The 21,783-nt window shown below is 64.7% G+C and carries 14 protein-coding genes; 13 read left to right on the top strand and 1 reads right to left on the bottom strand.

Annotated features, from left to right (window positions below):
• From BLQ92_RS07280 to BLQ92_RS07330, 11 genes are all read left to right on the top strand, one after another.
• On the top strand, window positions 1-425 hold a 425-nt coding region (locus BLQ92_RS07280), incomplete at its 5' end, for a porin (protein WP_143016523.1).
• Between the two features lie 721 nt (window positions 426-1,146).
• On the top strand, window positions 1,147-1,341 hold the full coding sequence (locus tag BLQ92_RS07285) for a hypothetical protein (protein WP_143016524.1): 195 nt from the start codon (window positions 1,147-1,149) through the stop codon (window positions 1,339-1,341).
• A 130-nt stretch (window positions 1,342-1,471) separates the two neighbouring features.
• Window positions 1,472-1,801, top strand: a complete 330-nt coding sequence (locus BLQ92_RS07290; RefSeq protein ID WP_090683015.1) for a hypothetical protein — start codon at window positions 1,472-1,474, stop codon at window positions 1,799-1,801.
• Between the two features lie 121 nt (window positions 1,802-1,922).
• Window positions 1,923-2,786, top strand: a complete 864-nt coding sequence (locus tag BLQ92_RS07295) for a cytochrome c oxidase assembly protein (RefSeq protein WP_208449395.1) — start codon at window positions 1,923-1,925, stop codon at window positions 2,784-2,786.
• Window positions 2,787-3,181: 395 nt separating this feature from the next.
• Window positions 3,182-4,759, top strand: coding sequence for a sensor domain-containing diguanylate cyclase (locus tag BLQ92_RS07300; RefSeq protein WP_090683019.1), 1,578 nt, complete (start codon window positions 3,182-3,184; stop codon window positions 4,757-4,759).
• Window positions 4,760-5,125: 366 nt separating this feature from the next.
• Complete coding sequence (gene wecB, locus BLQ92_RS07305; RefSeq protein ID WP_090683021.1) at window positions 5,126-6,325, top strand: non-hydrolyzing UDP-N-acetylglucosamine 2-epimerase; 1,200 nt, start codon at window positions 5,126-5,128, stop codon at window positions 6,323-6,325.
• A 256-nt stretch (window positions 6,326-6,581) separates the two neighbouring features.
• A complete protein-coding gene (locus BLQ92_RS07310) occupies window positions 6,582-8,807 on the top strand; it encodes a cellulose biosynthesis cyclic di-GMP-binding regulatory protein BcsB (protein WP_175772821.1) in 2,226 nt (741 codons plus the stop codon).
• A 2-nt stretch (window positions 8,808-8,809) separates the two neighbouring features.
• Window positions 8,810-11,059 (top strand): glycosyl transferase family protein, encoded by a 2,250-nt coding sequence (locus tag BLQ92_RS07315; RefSeq protein WP_279607946.1) that lies wholly within the window; start codon window positions 8,810-8,812, stop codon window positions 11,057-11,059.
• Window positions 11,060-11,166: 107 nt separating this feature from the next.
• Window positions 11,167-13,695, top strand: coding sequence for an NfrA family protein (locus BLQ92_RS07320; RefSeq protein WP_244106410.1), 2,529 nt, complete (start codon window positions 11,167-11,169; stop codon window positions 13,693-13,695).
• 103 nt (window positions 13,696-13,798) lie between these two features.
• On the top strand, window positions 13,799-14,653 hold the full coding sequence (locus BLQ92_RS07325; RefSeq protein WP_425194961.1) for an alpha-amylase family protein: 855 nt from the start codon (window positions 13,799-13,801) through the stop codon (window positions 14,651-14,653).
• Window positions 14,654-14,858: 205 nt separating this feature from the next.
• Entirely contained in the window at window positions 14,859-16,889 is a 2,031-nt protein-coding gene (locus tag BLQ92_RS07330) for a hypothetical protein (RefSeq protein WP_143016525.1), read from the top strand.
• Window positions 16,890-16,902: 13 nt separating this feature from the next.
• Here the strand turns inward: BLQ92_RS07330 and zapE are convergent, their stop codons facing one another.
• Window positions 16,903-17,988 carry a cell division protein ZapE gene (gene zapE / locus BLQ92_RS07335; RefSeq protein WP_090683026.1) on the bottom strand — a complete coding sequence of 362 codons (1,086 nt, stop codon included), beginning with the start codon at window positions 17,986-17,988 and terminating at the stop codon, window positions 16,903-16,905.
• Between the two features lie 313 nt (window positions 17,989-18,301).
• Between zapE and deoC the strand changes: the two genes are divergently transcribed.
• Window positions 18,302-19,312 carry a deoxyribose-phosphate aldolase gene (gene deoC, locus BLQ92_RS07340; RefSeq protein ID WP_090683028.1) on the top strand — a complete coding sequence of 337 codons (1,011 nt, stop codon included), beginning with the start codon at window positions 18,302-18,304 and terminating at the stop codon, window positions 19,310-19,312.
• A gap of 13 nt (window positions 19,313-19,325) precedes the next feature.
• Window positions 19,326-21,752: an aldehyde dehydrogenase family protein gene (locus tag BLQ92_RS07345; protein ID WP_090683029.1), complete on the top strand. Its 2,427-nt coding sequence runs from the start codon at window positions 19,326-19,328 to the stop codon at window positions 21,750-21,752.
• The last annotated feature ends 31 nt before the right edge of the window (window positions 21,753-21,783 follow it).

Below are 21,783 nucleotides of genomic sequence, written 5' to 3' on the forward strand. Positions count from 1 at the left end.
CGTCGAGCACCTACCTGATCGGGGCGGTGACGCTGGGCGTGTCGTACAGCAACACGCAGTACAAGGCGAGCAGCTTCTCGCTCTTCAAGGGCAAGGAGACCTTCAACTCGGCGGGCGCGACGGCCTCGTGGCAGGTCAACCCGGCGCTGCGCGTCGCGGCGGGCTACGACTACACGGCGGGCACGTCGATCCAGGGCCAGTCGAGTCCGAAGTACAACCAGTTCAACCTGTCGACGTTCTACTTCCTGTCCAAGCGTACGGCGCTGTACGGTCTGGTCGGCTATCAGAAGGCGAGCGGCAAGACCCTTGACCAGTACGGCAACATCGTGAACGCGACGGCGTCGATCGGCGACGTGGCGAACGGCATCTCGTCGGCCGGCGACACGCAGACGCTGGTGCGTGTGGGTATCCGTCACACTTTCTAGGCATCGGTATTGAGGCGCACGCGTCTGCGACCTTTTGGACGATGAGCTACAGCAGGTCAGGCAGCCCGGGGTGTTGTAACCCCGGGCTGCTTTTTTTCAATGTACGCCCTCAACCGCCTGAATCATCCCGATCAACGACTTGCCCCGGGCGCCTCCGGCTCCCGAGATTGCGCATAGCAGCCAAGGGCGAAAGAAGAGCAGAATTTTTGCAACATTTTTATTTCGCCGCCGCAATGGGTTGGGCAGCGTGTATGCGAGGCATGACCGGCACTTTTTTTGATTGTTTCGAGTGCGGTTTATACGCTTCAGTCTCTCATTGACGCCGGATAGGCGAGAGGAGCAAAGGTGGCGCGACAGCCTGTGGCGATGACCCGGATGGCGCTCGGCACGGTGCATTCCATTATTGTGTACGAGCTTGCGCCTTGCAATCGAGGCGTCGTCATACTCTGGCAAAACGAGCGGACGGTAGGACGCCGCCGCCTGCGAGCCGATGAGTAATTTTCACTGCGCCATTGAGTTGCCATTGGTGTTCATTTAGGTATTATTCTGGATATTTTTTTAAAAATACTGATTTAGACAAACCTGTCTGGTTGACTTTTCATTTAAAATGACTACGTTTTTTGTTGGAGAGGGAATAACGTGAGCCAGGCATTTTTATGGCCCATTGTTTTAATCGAGGCAGATACATTGAATGAAGAGTCGAGTGTCGACGGGGGTTGTCGTGGGTGACTGGATCGAGATCATGATCGGGTTGATGATCCTGAATTTTGTGCTGTTCATCGTATCCTGCCTGCTGGAACTCCTTTCCATCAACAAGGAATCGCGGCGGCTGGACGAAATGCTCGACGGGCAACGCAGGGCGGCGGGGCTGGAGAGCCGCAAGCCGTCAACCGCAGCGAACCGTTGGCGTCGCTAGTCTCAGGTCTTGCGCCAAACTGTCGTTAACCCGATTGGCGCTCTCCCGATCGCCACTACAATCGATCGCCGCCACCTCGCGCCCCTTCGCCAGGCTGGGCGGCGCAACCATCGTAAATAGAGGGGACAACATGATTCGCACGTATGCCGTGCTGCTGGTTGCCATACTGCTTGCCGTGCTGGCAGGCTGCGGCAACAAGGAAGGCGACGAGTTTGTCGGCAAGTGGCAGAGCACCAAAAGCCGGGAAAGCATAGAGATCTCCCGCAACGACGACGGTTTCATCATTGCCAATACCACGTCAGGCGGTATGAAGGGCGCGATGGCCTCGGCCTCCTATCGTAATGGCGTACTGGAGGTCAATGCGACGGGCGGGGCTGAGAACGTCATCTACGACAAGCAGCACGACAGGCTCGTGTTGCCCACCATGACGGGCATGACGCCGTTCGAGCGGGTAAAGTAAACCCACCCCGCGCGGCGGGCGTGGCCGCCAGGGTCGGAACGCCCCCTGCTACTATACGGGTCGCCGCATCGGCGCTGCGTCCGTCCGGATGTGCAGCGCGGCCGTTACCGTCAAATCCATCATGTCGCTGATTCGCTTGCTTGATCCGTGGGAGCCGTCATTCGCTCTGGTCGCCGTGTTCGTCGTGGTGGCCGTGCTGTTTGCGCGCGGCTCGCGCCGCCTGCGGATCGGCATGGTCCGGCGGGTCGCGTTCTGGACCGGCCTTGGGCTGTTCTATATTGCGCTGCACACGCGGCTCGACTATTACGCCGAGCACCAGTTTTTCGTGCATCGGCTCCAGCACCTGATGCTGCACCACCTGGCGCCGCTGATCCTGATGGCCGCCTATCCGGGCGCCGCCCTGCGCGCCGGCTTGCCGCTGCGCTGGCGCAGTGCGCTGCGGCGCTGGCAGCACCGCAGGTTCGTGCGCTTCGTCGCGGCGATCGTGCTGCATCCCACCTTCATCTCCGCTGCGTTCGTCGTGTCGGTGGTGTTCTGGCTAATTCCGTCGGTTCAGTTCATCGCCATGCTGGACTGGCGCATCTACACGTTCATGAACTGGTCGGTGGCGGTGAGCGGGCTGCTGTACTGGTGGATGCTGCTCGATCACCGTCCCAGCCCGCCGAGCCGTACCCGGCCCGGTCTGCGGGTGCTGTCGCCGGTCATTACGATGACGCCGCAGATTCTGGTGGGCGCGATCATCACGTTTTCCTCGCATGACCTCTATCCAGTGTTTACGCTCTGCGGCCGCGCGTTTACGTCGCTGCCCGCCGTGCTCGACCAGAGCCTGGGCGGTCTCATCATGTGGGTGCCGGCAGGGGTGCTCGAAGCGATCGGCGCGATGATGGCGCTGCGTCACATGATGCGGCTGTCGACCCTGCCCGCGCGGGTGCCGCCCAAGGCCAAACGCGGCGGGCCCGGCGGCAAGGCGGCGCTGCAGGGGTGAGTGAGGCGGCAGGCGCGCTTTTTAGGGGCGCTCAGCCACTTTGTCGTACCGCCGGCCGCCTGCGATAAAGGTATGAAGATACCGCTGATGATTCCAGATCTCGAAACCACGGTCGCGATCGATGTGAAATCGGCGTCGATTTTGCCCCTGTCCGTTACCCTCCAAAGAGGGCGGCGACGCGTCCCATCCCCCTGCTAGCGACTTTCGTTTCAGATCGTCCTGGGGCATATTCTCAAGAGAACATAGACAGCCGGAGGGCAGAGCCTCGCCTCGCAAGCGCGCTCGCCCTCGTGCGGAGACAATCGCCACCGTGGGGAGTCAGGTACGTGTCGAGACAACGGGTTCTAACCTTGCGCTATCGGCTGGCCCGGCGGCTGGTCGAGAGGCGGGCACAGATGTTTCGGTGGATCGGACGGCACCCGTTGTTCGTGGGCATGTTCGGCATGCTCTCCGCCAGCCTGATGGCGGCGCTGACGTTCCAGGCGTTCTACAACGGCCGCGCGGAGGAACTCCGGCACGCCGCCGAGAACTCGCGCAATCTTGTTGCGATCATCGCCGCGGATCTGCAACGCAGTGTGGCGATCTACGATGTCTCCTTGCAAGGCGTGGTGGCCGATGCCGAGCGCCAGGAAACGTGGACCCTGCCGTTGTACATTCGCCAGCGCGTGCTGTTCGATCGCGGCATGAACTCCTGGTTCTTTGGCGACGCCTACGTGCTTGACGCGCAAGGCTACGTGAAAGCGTCGCAGAGCGGACGGACCTATCCTGGCGTCTCGTTCGCCAGGCGCGACTATTTCCTCGTGCATCAGTCCGACCCCTCGCTCGGAATGTACATTTCCCGGCCGTATGCGTCGCAAGTCCGCAATGGCGCGCTGGCGGTGGCAATGTCGCGGCGTATCAACGGTCCGAATGGCGCTTTCGCCGGGGTCGCGCTAGTCAGTTTCCGGATCGAGTATTTCGGGCAACTGCTGGAACGTATCGATCTCGGCCCGCAAGGCGGCGCCTTCATCATGCTCGACGACGGCACGCTGCTCGCAAGCCGGCCGGCGACGCGCGGCGGGGTTGGCGCCAACTATTCGAATACGCCTAATTTTCCGGCGCTGGTTCACGAGCAGTCGGGCACCTTTGTGTCGAAGGCGAGCGCCGACCGCGTCGAGCGCATCTATACCTTCGCGCATGTCCCGGGCGCGCCGCTGATCGTGGGAATTGCGCCGGCCGTGCACGATGTGCTCACGAGCTGGCGGCGGCGCAGCGAGCTCGCGCTGTTGATGACGGTGCTGCTCGGCGGCGCCTATGTGGCGGTGTCGTGGCTGTTCGCGTTCGCGCTGCGCGACAAGGTACTGGCCGAGGCCGAGTTGAAGCGGATTGCCTCGACCGACGCCTTGACCGGCCTCAATAACCGCCGCGCCTTCGACCGCCGGCTCGCCCAGGAGTGGCGGCGCGCGCTGCGCGAGCAGACGCCGCTGGCGCTGCTGTTCATGGACATCGACTATTTCAAGCGTTTCAACGACACCTATGGCCACGCGATGGGCGACGAGGTGCTGAGCGTCGTGGCCGAGCGCATTGTGTCCGGCACCCGGCGTCCGCTCGATTTTGCCGCACGCTATGGTGGCGAGGAGTTCGCGGTCGTGTTGCCTGACACCGCGCTCGAGGGGGCGCTCAAGGTGGCGGAAAAGATCCGCAAGCGCGTCGAATCCGCGGGCCTCGAACACAAGGGGGCGCAGAGCGGTCACGTGACGATCAGCGTGGGTTGCGCCGTGTGCCACCCGCCGGAGGGCGGCAGCGCGGCGGACCTGCTGGCCGCCGCCGATGCCCAGTTGTACGCCGCCAAAGCCGCGGGGCGCAATCAGGTGCGATGGCTGCAAACCGGTGTTGCAGACGGCGCCGGGGCAGTCGTGGCGAGCGTGCAGAAAAGCGCCGCGGCCGCAACGCCCGCGGCGGACGGCACGATGAGCCGCCGGGATCATGTGTGAACACGACCCCGCGCAGACTGGAATTACCAGTTTAAATTCGCCTGCAAACCATCCGTATAATCATTCGCAGTGCATAGGGAGTGAAAATCACCTAAGCTTTTAGCGCAGGTAAAGGTTACGTCCAACGATTGTTAAATCGCATCGGGTTGGAAAGCGTTACCGTCTGATGCATTGGTTCGGACAAAAGCACGCTCGGTCGCTCCGGCTAAGGCTCCACAGGTTCGAATTAACAATGTAAAGTTACGCCCGCTGGCTTTGAGCCAGATAATCAATGTTTAAATCGAGGGCAAAGGTAAATGGACGGCATCGCGAGGTGGAAATCGTTGCCGTGTTGCCAGTCCATTATGAACACCCGATCCAAAGGGAATGCCTGTGCGTATAGTTTCCATTTTCGGCACCCGGCCTGAAGCGATCAAGATGGCTCCGCTCGTGAAGCGGCTCGAGGCCGATCCGGACGTGCAGTCCGTGGTCTGCGTGACGGGCCAGCATCGCAGCATGCTCAAACAGGTGCTCGACCTGTTCGGTATCGTCCCGGCTCACGATCTCGAAGTAATGACGGCGAACCAGTCGCTCAATGGCCTGGCCTCGCGCCTGTTTGCGGGGCTCGACGATATACTCGTAGCCGAGCAGCCGGACCGCGTGCTGGTGCACGGCGATACGGCTACGAGCATGGCCGGCGCGCTCGCGGCGTTTCACCGGCGCATTCCGGTTGGCCATGTCGAGGCGGGACTGCGCACCGGTAACCTGATGGAGCCCTGGCCTGAAGAGATGAACCGGCGCGTGGTCGACGTGGTCAGCGACTTGCTGTTTGCGCCCACCGCCAGTTCGAAGGCCAACTTGCTTGCCGAAGCGCTGAGCGGTCAGGTGATCGTCACCGGCAACACGGTGATCGATGCGCTGCGCCTGATGTGCACGCGGCTCGATCAGGACGCGCCGCTGCGCGAGGCGATCGACGCACGCCTGCCGGCCATCGACCCCAGCTTGCCGTTGCTGCTGGTCACCGGGCATCGCCGCGAGAGCTTCGGCGATGGCTTCGACCATATCTGCGCGGCGCTCGCCACGCTCGCGCAGACCGGCAAGCTGCAGATCGTCTATCCGGTTCATATGAATCCGAACGTCCGCGGTCCGGTGCTGGCCGCGCTCGACAATATTCCCAACGTGTTTCTGACCGCGCCGCTCGAATATCCGGACTTCGTGCGCCTGATGCAGCGTGCCAGCATTGTGCTGACCGATTCCGGCGGCGTGCAGGAGGAGGCGCCTGCGCTCGGCAAGCCGGTACTGGTGATGCGCGACGTGACCGAGCGCCCCGAAGCGCTGGCGGCGGGCACCGTGCGGTTGGTCGGCACCGAACGCGATTCGATTGTCCGCGCCGTGCTCGAACTGGTCGACAACGAGCAGGAGCGGCGCGCCTTTGCGCGACGCGTCAACCCGTATGGCGACGGCCACGCTTCCGAGCGCATCGTCGCGGCGCTCACCGGTAAGCCGTTCGAAGCGTTTCCGAGCGACACCTTGCCGGGCTACCGTCATCCGCTATTCGTGTTGCAGGGCGGGACAGCATCGATGTAAGGCCCGCGCTGCAGCAACCGGCCTGATCTGCCGGTGCGATGCAGGTAACGCGCATCGCGCGCGCCAACTGCGAGATCCACACATGTATTCGATATGCCGGGCAATGAGCTGCGCGTTGTGCACTGCAGACGCCTGCTCCTTTGCCGATAACACAGATAACAAGGAACCCAGCCACGTGAGAGCCCAACCGATTTGGCGTCCCGATACGCCCCGCCTGTCGCACACTGCATGGCCTCGCGCCGCCAGCGCGCTGCGCATGACAGCGCTCGCAACCCTGCTCGCTGCACCCGCAGCGCAAGCAGCGCCCGGCGATCTCGCCGCTGCATTCGCGCAGCTTGGCCAAGGGCGGGTCGAATCGCGCACGGTGTCGCTCGCGGACCTCGGCTTGCGCGAGCCGCTGTTGCTGCGCGCCCCCGATGCGAGCCAGGAGCTGTATCTGCCGGTGCCGGCTGGCTTGCCTATCAGCGGCGCGGCCTTGCAGATCGACGGCAACTATCTGCGCGGCGATGGCGGCCGGACCACCATGCTGCTCACGCTCGACGGCTCGCCGGTGGTCGCGCGCAGTGTCGGCGAAACGCAGGGCGATGGCTCGATCAACATTGGTGTCGACGGTGCGCCGCGGCCCTCGGGTTTCGTGCGCGTCGGCATGCAATGGTCGTCGGTGCTCAACGACAACTTCTGTACCGATCAGACCGCGATCGGCAACCTGTGGCGCATCGCGCCGACATCGCGTCTCACCTATCAGTTCGATCCCTCGGCGATCCACGACGTGCGCACCGCGTGGAGCGCGCTACCTGCCGCGCCGGTGGTGCTGGTGGGCGGCAAGCGCCTGAGCGCAGCCGGCTACGACGCGGCGTGGCGGGTCGAGGCCCTGCTGATGCGCGCAGGGGCGAGCCCTGTGACGCAACTGTTGCCCGCTGTTGGCGACACGGTGAATCTGGCCAACCTGAGCGTGCCGGCCGCACTGCAAGCGGTGCCGGCATTTGCTGCACTGGCTGCGGGCGGCCAGCACAAGATTGCCAATCCGGCCGAACTGGGGGCCTTGCTCGCGCTAGCGCCGGCACCCGGTTTTGCACCGAGCGTGGTGGTGGCGGACGACACGCTGCGCGGCTCGGTGAATACCGCACTCGATGCGTTGCGCGCCCAGGTGGCGGGCGTCTCGGCGGACGCCGCGAGTGCCTTCGACACATGGCGCAGCGGCACACTTGGGCCGCTTGGCGCGCCGCTCGTGGCGGGTGAGGTGCGCCTCGCGCAAGTGGGCGGCCGTGCGGCGGTGGTGGTTGGCGACAGCAAGGGTGTGGCGGCCCTGTCGCGCACGTGGACTCCCATTGACGTCTCAAACCGCCTCGTCGTGCATGAGCTGGAGGATGCGCCGAACGTGAGTGCCGGCGGCACCACCGACAAGCTCGCGCTCTCGCTGGTGGGCGGCGAGCCGCGCTCGCTCGACGTGCTGACCAGCGCCGCGTGGGAGGCGCATTTCGATCTGGCCGCTGCGTCGCGCAACGGCAAGGTGCCGCGTAAAGTGGTGCTGGATCTGGCCGCCGCGCCTGCCTCGAATCGCAACGCACAGACCGCGTCGATCTTTTTCAATGGCGTGCTGATCGGCTCGCAACTGCTCGATACAAACGGCCGCGCCCAACGCGTGGTAGCAGACATCCCGGTGTACGCGCTCGGCGCGACCAACCTTCTGCGCGTGGTGTTCCAGCGGCAGCCGGAGGGCGGCTGCCAGCCGCGGGCGCAAGGCTATCCGGCGGCGGTCCTGCCCGGCAGCTATCTGCAGCTTGGCGAGGCGCCGCTCGGCGACGATTTCACTGGCATGGTGGTGCGCTTCTCGGGTGGTGCGGACCTGCTGGTGCCTGACGCGTATCTGAGCGATCCGCTCGGCTCGTTGCCGCGTGTCGCACGGGTGGCCAACGCCGCTAGCGTGTCGCCGGCCCGCGCCACGCTGACGGTGGTGCCGGACGGGCAGAGCGCAAAGGCCGGCAATGCGTTTCTTGCCTTCGACGTGGCGCTCGACAGCGAGACTGCCCACGCGAGCTTCGCGGCCGACCGCCTGACGCTCACCGGCCGCTCGGGCAACGTGCTGGCCGATCTGTCCGGACTCGACAAGCTTGGGGTGATCGAAGTCGTACGGGCGGGCGGTGCGCCCGGCGTCGTCTACCGTACGCTCGGCGCGGATGCGCCGGTGCTGCCGGCCACGCTCGCCTCCTTGCACGGCGACGTCGCGCTGGTCGATGCGAGCGGCGTGCTCAAGCAGTTCGACACCCAGCACGAGGGCGCCGTGCCGGCCATCGACGACCAGCGTAGCTGGTTTATCAGGCATTGGATCAGTTGGGTACTGCCGACGGTCGCAATCGTCCTCCTGCTGCTACTGTTGGCAGCCGCGCGCATCGCCCGGCGCCATGCCGCTGCACGCAGCGCGGCGCAGACGCAGCCGCCGGCCGATCCGGCCAACCCGGCGGACAACCAGCAACAAGGCTGACCGTGAGCTTCGACGCCTTCAAATGGTGGGCCGATTATTTCGCGGGCCACTACTACCACGGCATGCAGACCGCCACTGCCGTGGTGGCGGTGATCATCCTGATCTCGAGCCTCGACGATCTGTTCATCGACGCGTGGTACTGGATACGCCGCACGTATCGCTATCTGACGATCGAGCGGCGTTACCGGCCGCTTACCGCCGAACAGCTCTATACGCGCGAACAGCAGCCGCTCGCCATTATGGTGCCGGCCTGGCAGGAGGACGGCGTGATCGGCGCGATGGTGTCGGATCTCGTGCGCGTGCTCGACTACCAGAACTACGCGGTGTTTGTGGGCACCTACCGCAACGATGCGGCGACGATTGCGGAAGTGGAGCGCATGCGGCGCCGCTACAAGCAACTGCATCGTGTCGAGGTGCCGCATGACGGACCCACCTGCAAGGCCGACTGCCTGAACTGGATCATCCAGGCCATCTTCCGTGACGAAGAGGCGAGCGGCGTCGAATACGCCGGTGTCATCATGCATGACAGCGAGGACGTGCTGCATCCGCTCGAGCTGCGCTTTTTCAACTATCTGTTGCCGCGCAAGGACATGATCCAGTTGCCGGTCGCGTCGCTCGAAAGAAACTGGTACGAACTGGTTGCCGGCACGTATATGGACGAGTTCGCCGAGTGGCACGCGAAAGACCTGGTGGTACGCGAGAGCCTTTCGGGCGCCGTTCCGTCGGCAGGGGTGGGCACGTGTTTTTCGCGGCGGGCGATTCTCGGCCTGTGCGAGGCGACCCAGAATCAGCCGTTCAACACGGAGACGCTGACCGAGGACTACGACGTGGGTGAGCGGCTCGGCCGTATGGGCATGCAGTCGATCTTCGCGCGCTTTCCGGTGCAGTTCTCGACGCGCCGCAAGTCGTGGTTCGGCCTCGGCCCCGAGCGCGATGTGACGGTGACAATGCCCCTCTGTGTGCGCGAGTTTTTCCCCAACACGTTTCGCACCGCTTACCGGCAACGCGCACGCTGGACCCTCGGCATCGGCCTGCAGGGCTGGCAGCAGACCGGCTGGAAGGGCTCGCTCGGCAATCGTTATCTGCTGGCGCGCGACCGCAAGGGTATCGTCACCGCGTTCGTCGGCATTGTGGCGTATGCGCTGCTGATCCAGTTCCTGTTCTTCACCTACGCCGATATGCTCGGCTACATGCCGCATCTGATCGTATCGCCGTTCAACGAGTCGCGCTTTCTGATCGCCGTGTTGTGGGCGAACGGCTTTGCCTTCCTGCTACGCATCGTGCAGCGCGTGTATTTCGTCACCCGCCTGTATGGCTGGGAGCATGGCGTGTTGTCGGTGCCGCGCATGGTCGTGGGCAACTTCGTCAATTTCGTGGCCGTCGCGCGGGCGTGGAAGCTGTTTATCGGGCACCTGTTCACCGGCACGCGGCTGGTGTGGGACAAAACCATGCACGACTTTCCGTCATCGGACGGTTTCGACGACCACATCCCGCGTCTCGGCGAATTGCTGGTGTCGTGGCAGGCAGTGGGCGCGGAACACATCGAAAAGGCGCTCGGCGACGACTACGCCAAGGAGGCGCCCTTGGGCCGCGTGTTGATGGCGCACGGTTGGCTCGACGAGGAGACGCTCGCCGAGGCGATCGCGTTCCAGGCCGATCTGCCGCGCGGACGGCTCGACGCTGCGCTGCTGAAGGCCCATGCGGCGCAGTTGCCGCTCGAATTGATCGTGCGCAACCGGGTCTTGCCACAGGGGTTAGATGCCGCTGGTAACGCGGTGCTGCTGGTGGCGAGCCCGCCGACCGAGGAGGTACGCGCCGTCCTGCGGACGGCGCTCGCGCAAGCATTCGTGCTGCGGATCGTGCGCGAAGGTGAGATTGCGGACGGCTTGCGCTTGCTGCTTGGAGTGCCGGTGGTGGCGCGTCCTGCTGGGGAGCGTGCTGCGCCGTCTGCGGTTGCCGGCACAGGGACAGGCGAAGACGTCGGCCAGACGCTGCTATCAATGCCGCCATCGACGCCATCAACGACGCCGTCATTAACGCCCCAGTCGGTGCCGCTGCTTGGCGATCTGCTGATCGAGCGCGGCTATGTGCGGCGAGCGGCGTTCGAAGCGGCGCTGCAGCGCTATCGTCCGGACGCGCATGGCCGCATTGGCGACTACATGGTCGCGCGTGGTGTGATTTCGAACGACGCGCTCCATCGCGCGATTGAGGAACAGCAGCGCTTGCGTGACGAGGTGACAGCCGCGCGATGATGAACTCCAAATCGAAGTGGCTGGCGCGTGGTGTGCGTCGCATATCAGGCGTGTCTTCTGGCAGCTCTGTACGAGCATGGTCGCGGTTGTGCAATGGCGCGCCATGGATGTTGCTCGTGGGCGTGCTTTGGCTCGGCGCACCGGCTTCCGCGCAGACCGTGCCGTCTGGCGGCAGCCAGCCGCTGCCGTTAAGCGGTGCGGCTTACCGGGTCGCGCAGCAAGGCTACGACGCCTACCAACGGCATGACTATGCAGCAGCCGAGACCCATGCGCGCGAGGCGATCCGCCAGCGGCCCGATCTCGCCTCGTTGCGACTCCTGCTGGCGAATGCGCAGGCGGCGCAGCGCCGCTATAGCGATGCTAGCCGTACGTTGAACGATGCCATCCGCCAGTTGGGACCGGATGCGGCGCTGGTGGCAAGGCGCCGTGCAGTGGATGCGCAGATCGCCGGCGCCACGTCGGCACGCAAGGGCGGCAATGGCCGTACGGCGGGACGTACTGTGGGACGCACGGCGGTTGTGGCCGGGGCCGGCTCGCCGGATCAATTGACTGGGCGTGCCTACCTTGCCGCGCAGCGTGCGTACAAGGCATATGCGGACAAGGACTACGAGGGTGCGCTCAACGCAGTGAACGAAGCCGTTAGCTTGCGTCCCGACGTCCTGCGGCTGAGGTTGCTGGCGATCGATGCGGCCAATGCCGCAGGTGATCTCGATGCCGCCTGGCAAGAGGACCTCGATGCGGTGCAACGCTTCGGCGATAACGACGCGTTGCGCGGGCGGCGTTTGCTGATTGGTGCGCGGCTTGCGCCGAAGCCGGGCGGCGCGGCACTCGCTGCCTATCAGGGCGGCGCGTATGCGGAGGCCGCGACGCTGGCGCGTGAGGCGATTGGCTATGCGCCGGACAAGGCCGGCTACCGGATGCAACTGCTCGCCGCGCTGCTCGCGCAAAATGACCTGCCTGGGGCTGAGCAGGCCGCCACCGAGGCCATCGATGCGGGCATTCAACCCGCCGCGACGTTCCACGTGCTGCGCGGCTATGCACGCGCCGCGCAAGGGCGTGCGATGGATGCGGATGCCGATTTCGCGCAGGCGCTGCAAGGATCCGCTGATACTGCAGCCAACGCAGCCAACGCAGCCAACGCAGGAAGCGAACGCGATGCGCGTATCACGCGCGCGATCGTCGCTGACGTATGGACCGCCGAAGGCGAGCCGCAGCGCGCGCTCGATCTGCTGGCGCCGCTCAAGCCGGCCGGCGACGATACCGACACGCTCATCGACGCACGCCGTTTCGAGGCGCGCCAGAAGCTGGCGTCTGCCGCGACGGGGCAAGCCAGCGCGGAACCGTCGTTGCAGGTCGCGAACGCGGCGCGCCCGATCCTCGATTGCATTACCGACGCCTATGGTTCGTCCTGCTACGTATATCCAGCCGACCCGGGTTTCGCCGCGCGCCGTGCGTCGATTCTTGCCGCGCAGCGGGGCGACAAGGCGGCAGCGCTGGCCCATGCACGCGAGGCGGTGGCCGCCGCGCCACGCAACGCGCAGCACCGTGTCGAGCTGATCAATGCACTTGACGACGCGGGCGACCATCGGGGTGCGCAACAGGAAGCACGCGCGGCGCTGCACGACGGGCTGCTCGACGCGCTGCTGCCGCTGCAGGCCGCCTATATCGCACAGCGAGCCGGCAACGACCGCCGCGCGTTCGCTTACTTCGCACAGGCCGACGAGGCCGGACAACTGCCGGCGCGTGCGAGCGGCGACGCCGGTTACAGCGCGTACCGGGCCTGGTTCAATGAGGCGGCGGCGCGCTACATAGAGCGTGCGATCGACTATGGCACGGCGCCGCCCGACGGCGCTGCGCCCGCTACGCAGCAGCAGTTACAGGATCTGCGCAATGTGCACGCGGACGCGACCCGTACATGGGGTTTCACCACTTCGCTCAACTATCGCGGCGCAGGCTTGCAGCCGGGTGTCGCAAGCGGTTCGGCGCCCGGCACCTACAACAACTGGCAGGCGGGTCTAGAAGGCTACTGGCGGCCGTTCGGCGCGCTCGGCGATCGCATGTTCGAGGTCTATGCCCGTGCGTACGACGACTTTGCCGCGAAGGGCAATGTGCCGAGCGGCATTTCGACCGCGCTCGGCGCTGTCGGCGTGCGCGCCAAGCCGTTTGAGTCGGTCGATGCGATCGTTGCGTTCGAACGTCTGATTCCGCTTGGATCACGTGCGCCCGAAGACTGGCTGCTGCGGCTCGCGTATTCGGGCGGCCTCGGCACCGAACGGCGCCTGGATGTGCCGTCGTGGTGGACCGTGCAGGATTACGCGGAAGTGGGTCACTACGTGAGCCACGGCTGGAACTATGGCACCGGGTATGTCGAAGCGGGGCGTACCTACCGGCTCGATCAGATCAGCCCCAAGCTCACGGTGTTTCCGTACGGTGTGATCGGCGCTGACTACGATTCGAGTATCAATCACCAGATTCCGCTCGGCATGGGCGTCGGCGTGTCGACACGCTACTGGTTCCGCGACAGTTTCTATGACTCGCCGCGCTCGTTTGTCGATGTCTCCGTGCAGTACCGCTGGCGGATCACGGGGGACAATCGCGCGGGTGGGGTGTTCTTCGGCGCGGTTCTGTCCTATTGATGGAGTGCTGCCAATGAGGTCGAGTGTTGGGGGCCCACCAGTCGACGTGAATCGTGCGGACGGTAGCCACGCGGACGGCAACGTGGGCAAGAACGCGCGCGGCATGGCGCTGCCACGGCTGCTGACTGCCGCGCTGTGCGCGCTCGCCGCTGCCGGTTGCGTGCCGACCTTGCCGGAGTCCGCCCACGCCGACGCTCTGGCGCAGGGCATCGTATGGCAGTTGGACAACGAGCATCTAAACCCGCATGGCGACTGGAATCGGCTCGGCGTCAGTGAGTTGCTGGTGCAATGGACCGCCGTCGACGATGTCGCCTTCGTTGCGGGCACGGCTTTGCCGGCGCCGCGCGTGCCCGACTGGGTGCGGATTGCGAATGAGCCATGGGCGCGCGATGTGATCGTCGGCCTCGCCGGCTACGCGGACGAACAAAAGGCGCGCGCTCATGTGGCGGAACTGGTGGAGCGGTCGCTGCGGCTCGCTGCGGTGCGCCCGCCGGTGCATGTCACCGGCTGGTACTTTCCGGTAGAGGTGGATCCCAGTTGGACCGACGCGGCGAGCATCGCGCCGCAACTCGAACGTCTGCCAAAGCCACTCTGGATCAGCGTGTACGACAACCGCAATATCGGCGGGGCGGCGCTCGCGCAGTGGCTCGGTAGCTGGCTGCCGGGCGATGTCGGCGTGCTGTTGCAGGACGGCTGCGGAGTCTATGCGCGCGGCCCGGCAGCGGCACGTGAGTATGCGGACGCGCTGAGCGCAAAACTTGGCAACAAGCGCGTGCGCATCATTGCCGAAGCGTTCCGGCCGAAACAGGGCGGTGGATTTCGTGCAGCCACAGCGGCCGAGCTTGCGCCGCAGCTAGAGGCATATCGAGGCTACCGGGTCTATCTGTTCGATGGACCCCATTACGTGTCCGACGAACTCGTAGAGGGTTTGCTGCAGCAAGGGGCGGCGTCGAAGTAGGGCGGACAATCTGGGCGGAACCTTCGGGTTTTCATACCTCGCTTCGTAAGGGCTATCACTCACGGGCCAGACGAGTCCTAAGATGAACGCGCGGGTGGGCTCTTGTTCACCCGGCCAGATCCGCCGTGTTCACCTGAGGACGTAACGACGCGAATCGCGAGGCAGGCCGCGTGTTACGCCGACCCCATCGTCGACGAGATATCCCATGCTGAGTACTCGAAATATCGCTTCGCCCCCAGTGAGTGGGACTAACAGCAACCCCGTCGACAGCCAGCAGACGCAGCAGAACAAGAAACCCGATACGCGGCCGCAGACCGATTCGAGCGCGGTGTCATCCGAGCGTGTCCGCTTGCAAGAGGGTTTGGCCGCGCAGGCGCAAGGCAGCACCAGTTCGTCTCGCGGCGGGGCGGCGTTCGCGGTGAGTACAGCGACATCCTCGACGCCCCATGGCGGCGACGCATCGGCCAGACCTCCGCTGCCGCCAAAGTCGGCCAGGCGGATGCAATTGGCACGGGACGAGGCGCAACAGGGAGGGCTAGCGGGTTTGCCACAGACCACTGCCGTATCGGCGACACCCCCGCCCGTGCCGCCAAAGTCACCCCTGCGGGCGCAATTGGCACGGGACCCGGCACCGCAGCCACCTCGCGCACCACAAGAGCGGCCACAGACCTCGCAGGCCTCGCGGGCCTCGACATCGCAGCCAGCAAACCACACGGAGAGCGTCGCCGGCCCGTCGAACACAGGGCCGCGGGCTCCCCAGGAGCATCCGGCCGGCGACGCCGAAGCCGCTCCTGAGCAGAACACGGCCCCCGAAGATCCCGGCTTCAAACTGCCGGCCAAGCGCCAACGACTGGGGCAACCTGTCGATCGCGACAAGCCGGGCTTTTCGCTGCTCGAAACCAACAAGCTGCGCCCGGGTGCATCCGTGGCGGCTGCGGTCGGCATCAGCACGCACACCACGGCAGGCGCGATGGAGGGGGCATTGGTGGGCGGCGGCATGACGGCAGCCCACGAAACGCTCGGCGCGGCGATCAACGGTCATGCGTTTTTCGCCGCGTCGGAGCGTAAGAAGCGCTACGGCACGCAGCTCGACAGCCTGCTGAAGGATGATCTGCAGAAGTTCGAGACCAAGCGAGCCAGCGGAGACAAGTTCCATCCCGATACGCTAATCTTCAAGCGCAAGAATGCCATCAAGAAAGTCGGCGACGTGCGTAACGGCGGTGCGGCGCACAATAGCCACGTTGGGCTCGAATACGACATGGAGGCAGTGCAAAAGCTCGCCACCTCGGACGATCCCGCTTTGAAGACCGAGAGTGCTCACGCCAGGAATGTGCTGCTCACCGCATTCATTAAAGACGAAGTGTCGGGAAAGCAACGCAATCGCGCGGCGTATGAATTTATCCGCAATACCGTAGCAATCGGCGCCGCGACGGCGACTGCGATCGGCACACATGGCGCGTCGGTGGCGGTGGCCGGTTCGCATGCGGCCGGTGTAGCCGCGGGCCAGCGCATCGCGGGTAGCGCGCTGTCGGGTGTCAGCTCGCTCGATGTCGCGAAGGGTATTCGCGGCCTCAAGCAGCGTCTGCGCAACGACAAGGCGGAGGTGGTCGGCAGCCATGAGCTCCGGGCGCGTCACGCTTTTGCTGAGGAGTACGCAGGCCCGGACGCCACGGATGCGAACCAGCGCGTCATCGACGGTCTGGGCGACGGGAGCGACAAGCTGATCAAGGATGCTCATCTCGCGTTCCGTCAGGAGGCGCGGGCCAAGGCCAGCAAGGAGACCTTCGGCAGATTCTTCCCGGGTTCGATGATCAACGACAAGAAATCGACTGCCGCGAAGAAGGAAACGCGCGATGTGGTGGGCAAGCACGCGTACGCCGTGGTCGACTACCACATGGGTACAAGCGACCCGGCTAAATCCCCCCGGCTTGCTGAACAGTGGAACCAGATCATGAGTAAGGAGGGCAGCACCCGCAAGTCGCGCGAGAAACAGTTCTCGGCGATGATCGATAACGATCCCGGTATGAAGACTGCGTATCAACTCCTACGCGACACCGGCATGGGCCGTGGCGAATCGATCTACACGATGCAGCGGATGATCGAGATGTCGATGGAAAGGCGCATAGCGTCGAACCCGGCGATGAACAAGGTCGGCGGCAACCCCGATTTCGCCAAGGACGACGCCGAACAGAAAGCCACCACCAGCCGCTTGACGACAGCGTTCGCACGCCGTTGAGACGAACGCGGCGCTAAGGACAGGTCGTCGCTTCGGCCGAAGCCTCTGCACCGTCGAAGCGGTTCGAGTAAGCGCGCGATTGCATTTCGGCGAGCCGGCTCAAGGTGCGCGAGAGGTCATGCGCACCTTCCAGGCCGCTAAGCGCGGTGGCAATCGGCTGATCCGAGGCGATGAACAGCGCACGTTTGCGGTCGTAGAAAATATCGACCAGCCACACGAAACGTTGCAGCGTCTGCGCTTTGGCAAGCGCATCCGTATGCAACTGATCGACGATCAGGCCTTGCCAGCACTCGGCCAGATCCAGGTAGTCGAGATGCGAGCGGCTGGCGATGCAGAGTTCGTCGAACCCCGCCCACAGCAGCGCCGCGCCGGCAGCTTGCACGTGCAATGGACGGCCAGCCGCAGAGAGCGTCTGCGGTCCTAAGGCCTCTTCGCCTTCTGCCTGCACGAAGAGCCGCCGCACCTGCTCGCTGGTGCTTGCGTCGAGCGGCGCAAAAAAGCGCGGCCGTTGCGCTGCCGCGCCGCTAAAGCGATAGTCCCGCGCGCCGTCGAAATGAATCACCGTGAAGTGCTGTTCGATGCGAGCGATGGTCGGCTGGAAGCGCTCGTGGAATTCCGGATTCGGCAGCAGACCCTGCGGCGCATAGTTCGACGTCAGGACGATGCGCGTGCCGAGTTCAAGCGCGACTTCGAGAAAGCGGCCAATCAGAAACGCATCGGCGATATCGTGCACATGGAATTCGTCGAAGCACAGCAAGGTGACGCCATCCAGCCACTGCCGCGACACCGAGCCGAGCCGGTCGTCGCCGCGTGGTTCGTTGACGAGCCGCCGGTTCATCTCGCGCAGAAACTCGTGGAAGTGGATGCGGCGCTTGGCGCACCCGGCCAGCTCGAACACGGTATCGACCACGAGGCTCTTGCCGCGTCCCGGCAAGCCATGGCAATAGACGCCCAATGGCGCTCGTGCGTGGCCCGCTGCTTTGCGCCGCGTGGGGCCGCCGAGCAGCGTCACCAGTGCGGCGATCGCCGCGCGCTGGCTGGCGTCGGGCACGATCGCACGGGACGCCAGGGTGCTCACGACGTGAGCGTCGTCAATCATGGTGCTGGGACTCCGCGGGGGGAACGAGTTTTGGGGCGGCGCTAGAGCAGCACTTCGCGCGCCAGGCGCGATCTTCGCATGAACGTGCCGCGCTTGCCTTGAATCTCCCCGTCTGCTCGATTCACGTCCCTGGTAAAAATACCGATGGGCAAACAAAAGCCCGCCTGGCGGTCGCCTGTGCACGCAAATCGCATAGACCCGATATGAGGAAATGATCATAACGCCACTTGTTACGATCCTATCATTCGATGTACGATTGTTGCGAATAAACCATCAGCCGTTGCTGTGCGCTGCACAAAATCACGGACACCCAATGCCTGAAGCCCCTTCTTTGTCTTCCTCGGTCATCGCGCTGCGGCGCGGCGTGGCCGTTCATCCAGAACGCAATCCGGGCGTGCCGTTCGACGCCGCCTGGCTCGACGGTCTGCGCGTCAATCAGTCTGCGGTCGAGCGGCGCACGGCCACACTCGGTACGCGCCGCACCGTCAAGAAAGATGCGCAGGCGGCCTGGCTGTTAAAGGCCGTCACCTGCATCGACCTGACCACCTTGAACGGCGACGACACCGAAGGCCGCGTGCGGCGCTTGTGCGCGAAAGCGCGCCAGCCGGTGCGCGCCGACATCCTCAGCGCGCTTGGCATTGCGCCGCAAACCATCACCACCGGCGCGGTGTGCGTGTATCACCGCTTTGTCGCGGCCGCGGTCGATGCGCTGCAAGGCAGCGGCATTCCGGTTGCCGCGGTGTCCACGGGTTTCCCGGCTGGACTGATTCCACATCCGCTGAAGCTGAAAGAGATTGAAGCCTCGGTGGCCGATGGCGCGCAGGAGATCGACATCGTCGTGACCCGCGAGCATGTGCTGACGGGCAACTGGCAAGCGCTCTACAACGAAGTGCGCGACTTCCGCGCAGCCTGCGGTCCGGCGCATCTGAAAGCCATCCTCGCTACGGGCGACATCCGTACGTTGTCGAACGTGGCGCGCGCCTCGATGGTCTGCATGATGGCGGGCGCGGATTTCATCAAGACCTCGACCGGCAAGGAAGGGGTCAATGCGACGCTCGACGTGTCGCTGGTGATGGTGCGCATGATTCGCGACTATCACGAGCGCACCGGCGTCGTGATCGGCTTCAAACCGGCGGGCGGCGTTTCCAGCGCCAAATCCGTGCTGACCTATCAGATCCTCATGAAAGAGGAGCTGGGGCGCGCATGGCTCGAACCGGAGCTGTTTCGTATCGGTGCATCGAGCCTGCTGGCCGACATCGAACGCCAGCTAGAACACCACGTGAGCGGCCGTTATTCCGCCTTCAACCGTCACCCCGTTGCCTGAGCAGACCGATCCCATGAGCGTAGCCGAATATTTTTCTTCGATGGAGTACGGTCCCGCACCCGAGGACGATCAGCCCGCGCGCGCCTGGCTCGCGCAGCACGAGGCGAGCTTCGGGCATTTCATCGGCGGCGCCTGGCGCGCGCCGGCCTCGGGCGAGCGCTTCGAATCGCGCGAACCTGCCACGGGCGAGTTGCTGGCGCAGATCGCCCAGGGCGATGCGGCTGATATCGATGCGGCGGTGGCGGCCGCCCGCGCCGCGCAGCCTGGTTGGCTGGCATTGGGCGGCGCTGGACGGGCGCGTCATCTGTATGCCTTGGCGCGCATGGTGCAGCGCCATAGCCGGCTGTTCGCCGTGCTTGAAGCGCTCGACAACGGCAAGCCGATTCGCGAGACGCGCGACATCGACGTGCCGCTGGTGGCCCGCCACTTCCTGCATCACGCAGGCTGGGCGCAACTGCAGGACAGCGAGTTCGCCGACTTTGCACCGTTAGGCGTGGTCGGCCAGATCGTGCCGTGGAATTTCCCGCTACTGATGCTCGCATGGAAGATTGCCCCGGCCATCGCGACAGGCAACTGCGTGGTGCTCAAGCCGGCCGAATACACGCCGCTCACCGCCTTGCTGTTCGCCGAACTGGCGCATCGGGCCGGCTTGCCGGCGGGCGTGCTGAATGTCGTCACGGGCGATGGCCGCACCGGTGCGGCGCTGGTCGAGCATCCCGAGGTCGATAAGCTTGCCTTTACCGGCTCAACCGAAGTGGGCCGGCAGATTCGTTCGGTCACGGCGGGCTCGGGCAAGTCGCTGACACTCGAACTGGGCGGCAAGTCGCCGTTCATTGTCTTCGACGATGCGGACCTGGACGGCGCGGTCGAAGGTGTTGTCGACGCGATCTGGTTCAATCAAGGGCAAGTGTGCTGCGCGGGTTCGCGTTTGCTGGTGCAAGAAGGCGTCGAAGCGCGTTTCATCGAGAAGCTCAAGCGCCGCATGGAAACCCTGCGGGTGGGTTCGTCGCTCGATAAGAGCATCGATCTCGGTGCGATTGTCGACCCGGTGCAGCTCGAACGGATTCAATCGCTGGTCGAAGCGGGCCGTCGCGAAGGCTGCGCGGTGTGGCAGTCGCCGGATACCACGTTGCCTGCGCAAGGCTGCTTTTACCCACCGACTCTGGTGACCGGGGTGGCGCCGGCATCGACGCTTGCTCAGGAAGAGATCTTCGGCCCGGTGCTGGTGACGATGAGTTTCCGCACGCCGGATGAGGCGGTCGCGCTGGCCAACAACACGCGCTATGGTCTTGCGGCGAGCGTCTGGAGCGAGACGATCGGCCGTGCGCTGGATGTCGCGCCGCGTTTGGCAGCCGGTGTTGTCTGGATCAATGCCACCAACCTGTTCGATGCGGCGGTCGGCTTTGGTGGGTATCGCGAGTCGGGTTATGGCCGTGAAGGTGGCCGCGAGGGCATCTACGAATACCTCAAGCCGCGCGCGTGGCTTAAGCTCGCCGAACGTCCAGCGCACGCGGCATCTGTGCGCGTGGGTTCGGCAGAGGCGTTCGCGGCGGCGTCGAGCGCGGCCCAGCCGATCGCGGCCCGTTCGAATGTCACGCCGATCGATCGTACCGCTAAGCTCTTTATCGGCGGCAAGCAGGTGCGCCCCGATGGCGGCTATTCGTTGCCGGTTTATGGCCCAGATGGTGGGATCGTCGGCGAAGTGAGCGAGGGCAACCGCAAGGACATTCGCAATGCCGTCGAGGCGGCGCGCGGCGCGGCGAAGTGGTCGCAGGCCAGCACACACAATCGCGCTCAGGTACTGTATTACTTCGCGGAGAACCTGGCGGTGCGGGCCGACGAATTCGCCGGGCAACTGGTGGCGCGCACCGGTGTGACGGAAGCTGCGGCGCACGCGGAGGTCGAAGCTGCGGTGACACGGCTCTTTACCTACGGCGCGTGGGCCGACAAGTTCGACGGTGCGGTGCATACGCCGCCGCTGCGCGGCGTAGCGCTGGCCATGCATGAACCGCTCGGCGTGATCGGCGTGGCGTGTCCCGATGAGGCGCCGTTGCTTGGCTTCGTCTCGCTGGTGGGGCCAGCGCTGGCGATGGGCAACCGCGTCGTGGTACTGCCCAGCGAAACCGCTCCCTTGACCGCAACGGATCTATATCAAGTGGTCGAAACGTCGGACATGCCTGCCGGCGTGCTGAACATCGTGACGGGCGAGCGCGCGGCCTTGCTGCCCGCGCTGGCGAAACACGATGATGTCGACGCGCTCTGGTGCTTTGGCTCCGCTGCGGATTCTGCGCTGGTCGAGCGCGTGTCCGTAGGCAATCTGAAGCGTACCTTCGTCGATCATGGCCGACAGTTCGACTGGTTCGACCGCTCGAGCGAAGGACCGGCTTGGCTGCGGCAGGCCGTGCAGGTGAAGAATATCTGGATCCCTTACGGAGACTGACCGTCCGGGCTGGACGGGCAGCAGGCAGATC

The sequence above is a fragment of the Paraburkholderia phenazinium genome, assembly GCF_900100735.1.
In the GTDB taxonomy this organism is placed as follows: domain Bacteria; phylum Pseudomonadota; class Gammaproteobacteria; order Burkholderiales; family Burkholderiaceae; genus Paraburkholderia; species Paraburkholderia phenazinia.